This is a genomic window from Cedecea sp., from assembly GCF_036500665.1.
Taxonomy (GTDB): Bacteria; Pseudomonadota; Gammaproteobacteria; order Enterobacterales; family Enterobacteriaceae; genus Cedecea.
In genome coordinates this window covers 1-9938 of sequence record NZ_DASYBS010000149.1, presented here as the reverse complement: position 1 = coordinate 9938, position 9938 = coordinate 1, and the positions used below count along the sequence as shown (strand labels likewise).

Genomic DNA, 9938 nt, shown 5'->3' with positions numbered 1-9938 from the left:
ACAAAAACGCAGTGCCATTTATTAGGGAAAAAATATGGGAAAATTACAGCCTGTTGCGTTATGGCTGGCTTGCGGTCTGTTTTCACTCCAGGCCTCGGCCGACGACACGCCCGTTTCTATTACGACTCAGGGTCTGGCTCAACAACAAGAGCTGCCCTCACTCGATGGCTCCACCGCCCTCCCGCTCAATGCCCCTGCGCCCGGAATCTTAACGCTTAACGACGCGGTCAACCGCTCTGTCACCTGGCACCCCAGCATTCGTGAAGCTATCGGCAAACTGTCCAGCCAGTCCGAACAGATCAACGTCGCTAAATCTAAGTACTACCCGCAAATCAGCGCCGGGATGAACAACGGCTACACCAACACCTACAGCAACAGCGGCTACAGCCCGTCGCTGGTACTTTCTCTGTCCCAGATGCTGTATGACTTCGGCAAAGTGGCAAGCCAGGTACGCGCCGAAACCGCCGGGGAAGCTCAGGCGCAGGCCAACGTGCTGGTGAGCATTGATACCGTCGGGCACGACACCGCCTCGGCGATGGTGCAGGTGCAGCTCTGGCAGCAAATGGTCGACATCGCCAAAGAGCAGCTGGACGCGCTGACCGCCATTGGCCGCCTGACCCAGGAGCGTAACGACCAGGGCGCAACCTCGATGTCCGACGTGGTGCAAACCGATGCGCGTATCGAATCCGCCCGCTCGCAGCTCATTCAGTACGAGTCGAATCTCGACAGCACCCAGGCGACGCTGATGAGCCAGCTCGGCTGGACCAGCCTCAACAAAGTCAGCCCTGATTTTCCGAAAAAGCTGAACAACAGCTGCGACGTGGCGAAACCGGACGATCGCCTGGTGCCTGCCGTCCTCGCGGCCTGGTCGCAGGCCAACGTTGCCCAGGCCAACCTGGATTACGCCAATGCCCAGATGACGCCGACCATCTCGCTGGAGCCGTCCGTCCAGCATTACCTGAACAACAACTACTCCGGCAGCGAAGTGCTTAACCGGACGCAATACTCGGCGTATATCCGCGTCGAAATGCCGATTTATCAGGGCGGTGGCCTGACCGCACGCCGCAACGCCGCCAGCCATGCGGTGGAAGCCGCGCAGTCCGGCATTGACCGGGTTCGCCTCGACGTTCGCCAGAAGCTACTGGAATCCCGCAGCCAGGCGCTGAGCCTTGCCACCGCGCTGCAGGTGCTTCAGCGCCAGGAACAGCTGAGCGCCCGCACCCGTGAACTTTATCAACAGCAATATCTCGACCTGGGTTCCCGCCCGCTGCTGGACGTGCTCAACGCCGAGCAGGAAGTTTTCCAGGCGAGATTCGCCCAACAACAAACGCTGAGCCAGCTCCATCAACTGCAGCTTAACTGCCTGTACAACACAGGCAGAATGCGCAACGCATTTGGTCTGGAACACCGCAACATCCAGTCACTGGAGATCCAGCCATGAGCCAGACAGCCTCTCCCGCCGGGGAGTTTTTAAGCGAACAGGCCCTGACCCAATGGGCCCACGCCATCAGTCACGTCGCCGGGCACTACCGCGTGGTTTGCTCGCCCGGCACCATTCAGGCCAACGCCCCGTGGTTCAAGGACAAAACCAAAGTCGCCGCGCTGACCCAACTTTCACGCCAGGCCGGGCTTTCCTTCCACCTGCTCGGCAACACAGAAAAAACGATATCCCAGTGGCGGCTGCCGGTGGTGGTGGACTTAGCCAACGGCCAGATCGCGGTTATCGAGCAGTTTGACGGCGAAGACACCGTGGATATCTGCTACTTCGACGACGAACGCCACACCAACCGCCAGTCACTCAGCAAGCTGCTGCCGGAGATCCGCTTTGTGGCCGCCCTGCGCCCGCTCTCGGCGCTGAAAGACAGCCGCGTCGACGCCTATATCTCGCGTTTTAGCCCGGACTGGATGAAAGAGCTGATCATGCTGGATATTCGTCCTTACGGCCCGGTGATGCTGGCGGCTTTTTGGGTGAACGTACTGTCGCTGGCCGGGATCCTGTTCTCGATGCAGGTCTACGACCGGGTGATCCCCGCCCAGTCGTACCCGACGCTGTACGTGCTGGCGACCGGCGTGCTGATCGCCGTGGTGTTCGGCTTCATTCTGAAAGTCACGCGCAGCAATATTATGGACGTGCTGGGCAAGCGGGCCGACATGCGCATTTCCGATCGCGTCTTCAGCCACGCCCTGCGGCTGCGCAACAGCGCCGTGCCCCGCTCCACCGGCAGCTTTATTTCTCAGCTGCGCGAGCTGGAGCAGATCCGCGAGATGATCACCTCCTCGACCATCTCCACGATCGTCGATCTGCCGTTCTTCCTGCTGTTTGTTGGCGTACTGGCGATCATCGCCCCGCAGCTGGCATGGATCGCCCCGGTTGCCGCCATTGTGATGGTGCTGCCCGGCCTGCTGCTGCAGAAAAAGCTCGCCACGCTGGCCAACCAGGCCGCCCACGAATCAACCCTGCGCAACGCCGTGCTGGTAGAAAGCGTGCAGGGGCTGGAGGACATCAAGCTGATGCAGGCGGAAAACCGCTTCCTCCAGCAATGGAACAGCTACATCCGCATTACCGCCGAATCCGGCCTGAAAACCCGTGAACTGACCCAGGGCTTAATCAGCTGGGGGATCACCATTCAGAGCCTGGTTTTTGTGGTGGTGGTGCTGTTCGGCGCCCCGCTGGTGATTGAAGGAGAAATGACCACCGGGGCAATGGTCGCCGCCTCGATGCTGGCCTCAAGGATGATTGCCCCGATGGCCAACCTGTGCGGCGTGCTTGCGCGCTGGCAGCAGGTCAAAGCCGCCAAGCAGGGTCTGGACAGCATCATGCAGCTGCCGGTGGAAACCCAGCGCGATGAAAACCTGATCCACAAGGACATCCTCCACGGCCACTACCTGTTTGAAAGCGCGCAGTTCAAATACCACAGCGAAGATCCGCGCATTCCGCTGCGTATTGCCCGCCTTGAGATCCAGCGTGGCGAGCGCATTGCCGTGCTCGGGCGTAACGGCGCGGGCAAATCCACGCTGCTGCAGGCGCTTGCCGGCGGGGTCGATCTGGCCAGCGGCGAAGCCCGGCTCGACGATCTGGCGATGACCCAAATCGACATGGCGGATCTGCGCCGCAACATCGGCTTCCTGAGCCAGAACGCCCGGCTGTTCTACGGCACGCTGCGGGAAAATCTCACCCTCGGTGCCCCGCACGCCAGCGATGAAGCGATCTTCGAGGCGCTTGACGTGAGCGGCGCGAGCAACTTTGTGAAGCACCTGCCCAAAGGCCTGGATCATCCAATCATGGAAGGCGGCAGCGGGCTTTCCGGCGGGCAGCGGCAGTCGATCCTGCTGGCGCGAATGCTGCTGCGATCGCCCAACATCGTATTGCTCGATGAGCCCACCGCCTCGCTGGACGACCACACCGAACGCGAATTTATTCAGCGGCTTAACCAGTGGCTCGGCCATCGCACGCTGGTGGTCGCCACCCACCGCGTGCCGGTGCTCGAACTGGTCGAACGCGTGCTGGTGCTGAAAGACGGCCAGTTGGTAATGGATGCACCGAAGGCCCAGGCGCTCGGCGCCGCAAGGCCGGCTCAGGCTCAGGCCCCGGCCGCCGCCCAGACACCACCGCGGGAGTGGAACAATGAAAACCAGTCAGCATGACGTCACCATGGATGACCCGGACATCCAGCGCGAAAGCGAATTCTCCGGGGCGAGCCGCATTATTCTGCTCATCACGCTGCTGTTTATTCTGTTCGGCGTCTGGGCGTGGTTCGGCACGCTGGACGAGGTCTCCACCGGCACCGGGAAAGTGGTGCCCAGCTCCCGCGAGCAGATTTTGCAGTCGCTGGACGGCGGGATAGTCACCGAGCTGCTGGTGCACGAGGGCGACAAAGTCCAGGCCGGGCAAATTGTCGCCCGCCTCGACCCAACCCGCTCCGAGTCCAACGTGGGGGAAAGCACGGCTCGCTACCGCGCGTCTCTGGCGTCCAGCGCGCGGCTTTACGCGGAAGTGAACGACCAGCCGCTCAAGTTCCCGGACTCGCTCAAAGCATTCCCGGACCTTATCGCCTCTGAAACCCGGCTGTATAAAACCCGCCGGGCGCAGCTGAACGACTCCGAATCCGAGCTGCGGGACGCGCTGACGTCGGTCAATAAAGAGCTGGATATCACCCAGCGGCTGGTGAAAAGCGGCGCGGCGAGCCACGTGGAAGTGCTGCGCCTGCAGCGGCAAAAAAGCGACCTGGGCCTGAGAATAACCGATCTGCGTTCGCAGTATTACGTGCAGGCGCGCGAGGCGCTGTCGAAGGCCAATGCCGAAGTGGATATGCTGGAAGCCATCATCAAAGGGCGTGAGGATTCGGTCACCCGCATGACCGTGCGCTCGCCGGTGCGCGGCATCGTGAAGAACATTCAGGTGACCACCATCGGCGGCGTTATTCCGCCGAACGGCGAGATGATGGAGATTGTGCCGGTGGACGATCACCTGCTGATTGAGGCCCGGCTCTCCCCGCGCGACATCGCCTTTATTCACCCCGGCCAGCGCGCGCTGGTTAAAATCACCGCCTACGATTACGCCATTTACGGCGGGCTGGAAGGCACCGTGGAAACCATCTCCCCGGACACCATTCAGGACAAGGTGAAGCCGGAAATCGTCTACTACCGGGTGTTTATCCGCACCAACCAGGACTACCTGGTGAACAAAGTCGGCCACCACTTCTCCATCTCACCGGGGATGGTGGCGACCGTGGACATTAAAACCGGGCAGAAAACCATCGTTGAGTACCTGATTAAGCCGTTCAACCGCGCCCGCGAGGCGCTGCGCGAACGTTAATTGACCATCTATCCCGCTGGTGCTGAAGGAATTTTGTACGAACAGCACTCGGCGGGATTTCTCTTTAGACGGCTGGTCACGCGCGTAATAAATCTGTTATACTCGCCGGTACACATTGGGGCTGATTCTGGATTCGACGGGATTTGCGAAACCCAAGGTGCATGCCGAGGGGCGGTTGGCCTCGTAAAAAGCCGCAAAAAAATAGTCGCAAACGACGAAAACTACGCTTTAGCAGCTTAATAACCTGCTCTGAGCCCTCTCTCCCTAGCTTCCGCTCTTAAGACGGGGATCAAAGAGAGGTCAAACCCAAAAGAGATCGTGTGGATGCCTTGCCTGGGGTTGAAGCATTAAAACTAATCAGGATAGTTTGGTAATGGCGTGTCTGTCCGCAGTTGCCCGGCGAATGTAAAGACTGACTAAGCATGTAGTACCGAGGACGTAGAAATTTCGGACGCGGGTTCAACTCCCGCCAGCTCCACCAAAATTCTCCATCGGTGATTACCAGAGTCATCCGATGAAGTCCTAAGAGCCCGCATGGCGCAAGCCCTGCGGGCTTTTTTGTGTCTGTAACCTTCCGAGACGATCCGCCTGAATCCAGTAAAATTGGTACACATATAGGTACACGCTATACCGTGGTCCATTAATCGTGTACCAATTATGGAAGGGATTCAGACCTGGCGAGCATCACACGCCCCCTCACTAACAACGAAATCCTTAAAAGCCAAGCCTCGGGGAAAAAGACTTCACCCTTCATGATGGTGACGGCCTATTCTTGCTCGTCAAAGCCTCCGGTAAGAAGCTGTGGCGTTTTCGCTACCAACGTCCAGTAAATGTTAGCCGAACCAATTTAAGTCTCGGTTCATACCCTGCCCTTACTCTCACAGCAGCTCGCCAAATTCGCGACCAACATTTATCTACGCTCTCGCAGGGGAAGGATCCACAACAGCAGCAAGAACAAGCGTCAGAACAACGCCAGATTGAATTAGACAGCATTTTCTCAACTGTGGCTGCTAACTGGTTCCAGATGAAAAGCAAAAGCGTCACAGAAGATTATACAAAAGACATCTGGCGTTCTTTGGATAAAGACGTGTTCCCGGCAATCGGCACGATACCCGTACAGGAGATAAAGGCCAGAACGATTGTTGAAGCATTAGAGCCAATTAAAGCGCGCGGAGCTCTGGAGACAGTTAGGCGCTTAGTACAGCGTATTAACGAGATAATGATTTACGCGGTTAATACCGGTCTGATTGATGCCAATCCTGCATCAGGTATTGGTATGGCTTTTGAGAAGCCCAAAAAACAAAATATGCCGACGCTGCGGCCAGAAGAATTACCGAAGCTCATGCGGTCTTTGATTATGTCAAATCTCTCTGTGCCAACTCGTTGTCTAATCGAATGGCAACTCCTGACTCTTGTACGGCCGTCAGAAGCCTCTGGAACACAGTGGGCAGAGATCGACTTCGATTTAAACCTTTGGGTTATTCCAGATGAGCGCATGAAGGCTAAGCGCGAACATGTCGTTCCTTTATCGAAACAAGCTCTCGATATTCTTGAGGTTATGTGGCCTCTGAGCGCCAACCGACAATATGTTTTCCCAAGCCGAAACGCTCCGAAAGAGCCAATGAATAGCCAGACTGCAAATGCCGCATTAAAGCGAATAGGTTATGGCGGTAAGTTGGTTGCTCATGGTCTTTGTTCCATAGCGAGCACAGCACTCAACAAAGCCAGTTTTAATCCTGATGTTATCGAGTCAGCTCTTGCACATAGCGATAAAAACGAAGTTCGCAGAGCTTATAACCGCTCAACATATTTGAATCATAGAAAAGAACTTATGGAATGATGGGGGGATAAAGTATACAGAAAACCTTAAGCCCCCTGATATTTATGTGGTGGAAGATTAAATGTCATCCCATCTTTTTTTAAAGTCCATTTCGGAATCATAAAGCCCAGAATGGGTTCCATCTTCAATTCTTTTTAATGAACTTCTGAATAAATCATACTTTTCATCAACATCATAGTCCTTATTAGTAATGTGTTTGAAAAGGTTATATGGCTTATCCTTTGTTGGTTTTTCGCCAAAATAAAAACCTTCAAAGTCAGGGTAATGAACTAATGTTTTAACCCTCTCGCCTGTATCATCTGCAGCCTTACGTATACTATAATTTATTGACCACATTGCATTCTTTTTACCATCGTCATTAAATTTTTCGTCTAAATCATGCACTGCTATTGCTCGACTTTCAAATTGATTGAATATTTTAATAAAGGTTGGTATATTTGCCTTGCCTCTACAATTAATAACACAATATTTGTGATTCAACTTTTCAGCTGAAATCAAATGCTGATAAGCTAAAAATTCCGTATCCCCTTCAACAAGAAACGCATTCTCGTAAAAGAAGAATTCATTAACGGTAGGGCAACATTTCACCAAGGTTTTTATATTATCCTTTTCAATGTCACTAAAGCTAATCTTATCAGTTTGAAAGTATCCAATTTTATTATTTTCATTACTGACACGAATAAGGGTAGTGTGCGGATTTGTGAGGTCAATAAAAATAGGAGAGTGTGTAGTACATAAAATTTGCCACTCTGACATTTCTGACAGTGAATAAATAGCTTCACTAACCGACCTTATTACAGATGGATGCATATTCATCTCAGGCTCATCAATTAAAAGTATTTTAGGTTTTTCAGATGAAATCGCCGTCTTACCTTTTTTTAGCATACCACGAGAGCTTAACGTTTTAATGGATGCCCATAAAAACGCTCGCTGAACGCCTGAGCCTTGATGTGTTAAAGGTGACCCATTTCCGTTAGTCTCGAAATAAAATCGGCTGCCTTCTTTTATAGCTTTTTCAGGTTCGAATTTACCCACCCCAGTTTCAAACCTAACTTTCAAACCATTAAACATTGACTCAACATTATCTTCAATCCCTTGGCTTATTTCTTTAATACTATCGTCGAGTTCAACTTCAATTTCTTTCGCTAAAACCTGTATTTCACCTAATATCTTTGAGACTTTAGACTTATCGGCTTTAATTTTTTTTAAAGCATTTGATGCTATTAAGTCTTTAACAATCTGTTCAAGTGCTGAAGGTGAGTCATTTGGATTTATTCTGATTGGAGTTGGTAGTCTACTCGCCAGCATTGTATTCCACCCACCGGCTCCGCCTTCCTTCCAATCATTAACTTTATTACTAAAACTATACTTCTTTCCTGATTCATCAGCTTTACTCCATACAACTTTGAATTTTGCGCATTCTCCAAAATCAGGATCATCTGTAATATGCCATTCTCTACCAATCGTATCTATATCATCCTGAGTAATATCAACAAAAACACCTGTGATTTCGATAGGAGCACTCTCATCACGATTATGAAAATCATCAATACTTCTTGCCGATCCGATTGAATGATAAGCTTCATAAGCATCTAAAACAGTAGACTTACAGCAATTATTTCTACCTATTAAAATTACAACATTATCAATTAGTACTTTTGTCTCTGAGGATATACCTTTAAAGTTTTTAATAATTAGAGCATTAAGTTTCATTATCACTCCTTTCAATTATTTATTTCTTGCGCGTAAATTATTACACGATCTCCATAGTCGGTAACTTTCACCTGCTCATACATTAATTCAATCTCATCATAGCTAAATGTTCTTGATCCTATCTTTCCTCTATTAAAAAGAACCTCAAACATTTCACTCGACAACGAAATATCTTTAAAAGAATCATATTCGAGTAATACACCACCTTTTGGCCCTAAGGTTAAACACTCCTGAATGCTACGAGTTATGCTCATTTCTGGTGTACGGGGATTTGAAGAGGGTGGCGTATCCTGCTGATTGATTTCGTGACAGATTTCAACAACAGAGAGGTGATACGCCATGAGTAAGTCTATCCTGAAGGCTCTGCCTGAGCCAGATACTGCTATTGATCCGCTTCATGAGCTCATTCGCAATGGGGCCCGACAACTGATCGCCAGTGCTGTGGATGCCGAACTGAACGTTATGCTTTCGCAGTACGCCGAATACAGACTTGATGATGGCCGACTGGCTGTCGTCCGTAACGGATATTTACCCTCGCGCACCATCCAGACCGGCATTGGTGATGTTGAAATTAAAGTTCCAAAGGTCAGGGATCGCAGCGGAAGTGGAATATGTTTCAACAGTTCGTTGTTACCACCCTACCTGAAGCGGGCAAAAAATGTCGAAGAGCTTCTGCCGTGGTTGTACCTGCGCGGTATATCTACCGGCGATTTTCATGAAGCGCTGGGCTCTCTGCTCGGCGAGCATGCTTCCGGCCTTTCCGCCAGTACCATCAGCAGGCTCAAACAGCAATGGCAGGATGAGCACCGCCAGTGGTGTCAGAGGGACCTCCATGACGCCCGGTACGTGTACTTCTGGGCCGATGGCATCTACAGCAACGTCCGGCAGGATGACAGGCTCTGCCTGCTGGTTATTATTGGCGTGACTGAACACGGACGTAAAGAGCTGCTTGCGGTGGAGGATGGTTACCGGGAGTCTGAAGCCAGCTGGTCAGAAGTGCTTAATGGTCTTCGGGCCCGTGGGCTGACGGTATCACCAAAGCTGGCAACCGGTGATGGTGCACTGGGATTCTGGAAGGCGCTGGCCAAAATATACCCGGATACCGTACATCAGCGATGCTGGGTGCATAAAACCGCGAATGTGCTGTCCTCTCTGCCAAAATCCGTGCAGCCAAAAGTGAAAAGCGAACTACGGGAGGTCTGGCAGGCGGAAAGTCGTCAGATGGCGAACAAAGCCCTCGATGTACTGCTGGCAAAGTATTCCCCTAAATATCCGGCGGCAATGAACAAACTGGAGAAGGATCGTGAAGAATTGCTGGCGTTTTACGATTTTCCGGCGGAGCACTGGGTGTCCATCAGGACGACTAACCCGATAGAATCGGCGTTTGCGACAGTGCGGTTACGTAGTAGACGGGCAAAAAATTGCGGGTCGAGAGAAACCACGCTTACGATGGTATTCAAACTGCTGCAGTCAGCACAAAAAAACTGGAACCGGCTTCCGGGATTTAATCTGCTAACGCTGGTAGTGAATAACGTCCCGTTTAAGGACGGGGTACAGGTCCACGAAACA

Annotated in this window: 6 protein-coding genes, 1 other RNA gene and 1 pseudogene; 6 read left to right on the top strand and 2 right to left on the bottom strand. The window is 52.3% G+C overall.

Features of this window, described 5'->3' with window-relative positions; genetic code table 11:
- Positions 1-34 precede the first annotated feature (34 nt).
- From VGM55_RS23830 to VGM55_RS23810, 5 genes and pseudogenes are all read left to right on the top strand, one after another.
- A complete protein-coding gene (locus tag VGM55_RS23830) occupies positions 35-1441 on the top strand; it encodes a TolC family outer membrane protein (RefSeq protein ID WP_331636944.1) in 1407 nt (468 codons plus the stop codon).
- Positions 1438-3645: a type I secretion system permease/ATPase gene (locus tag VGM55_RS23825; protein ID WP_331636942.1), complete on the top strand. Its 2208-nt coding sequence runs from the start codon at positions 1438-1440 to the stop codon at positions 3643-3645. Before VGM55_RS23830 ends, VGM55_RS23825 begins: the two co-directional genes overlap by 4 nt.
- A 7-nt stretch (positions 3646-3652) precedes the next feature.
- The gene (locus VGM55_RS23820; RefSeq protein WP_331636963.1) at positions 3653-4816 is read left to right on the top strand and encodes an HlyD family type I secretion periplasmic adaptor subunit; all 1164 of its coding nucleotides are present in this window, start codon (positions 3653-3655) and stop codon (positions 4814-4816) included.
- Positions 4817-4933: 117 nt separating this feature from the next.
- Positions 4934-5297, top strand: a transfer-messenger RNA (tmRNA) gene (gene ssrA, locus VGM55_RS23815).
- A 193-nt stretch (positions 5298-5490) separates the two neighbouring features.
- A pseudogene (locus VGM55_RS23810) lies at positions 5491-6656 on the top strand (integrase domain-containing protein).
- 57 nt (positions 6657-6713) lie between these two features.
- Here the strand turns inward: VGM55_RS23810 and VGM55_RS23805 are convergent.
- Positions 6714-8369 carry an ATP-dependent nuclease gene (locus VGM55_RS23805; RefSeq protein ID WP_331636941.1) on the bottom strand — a complete coding sequence of 552 codons (1656 nt, stop codon included), beginning with the start codon at positions 8367-8369 and terminating at the stop codon, positions 6714-6716.
- 11 nt (positions 8370-8380) lie between these two features.
- Entirely contained in the window at positions 8381-8710 is a 330-nt protein-coding gene (locus VGM55_RS23800; RefSeq protein ID WP_331636940.1) for a hypothetical protein, read from the bottom strand.
- Here VGM55_RS23800 and VGM55_RS23795 point away from each other — a divergent pair.
- A partial coding sequence (locus VGM55_RS23795; RefSeq protein ID WP_331636939.1) for an IS256 family transposase occupies positions 8709-9938 on the top strand: 1230 nt, incomplete at its 3' end. The two genes, VGM55_RS23800 and VGM55_RS23795, sit on opposite strands and share 2 nt — an antisense overlap.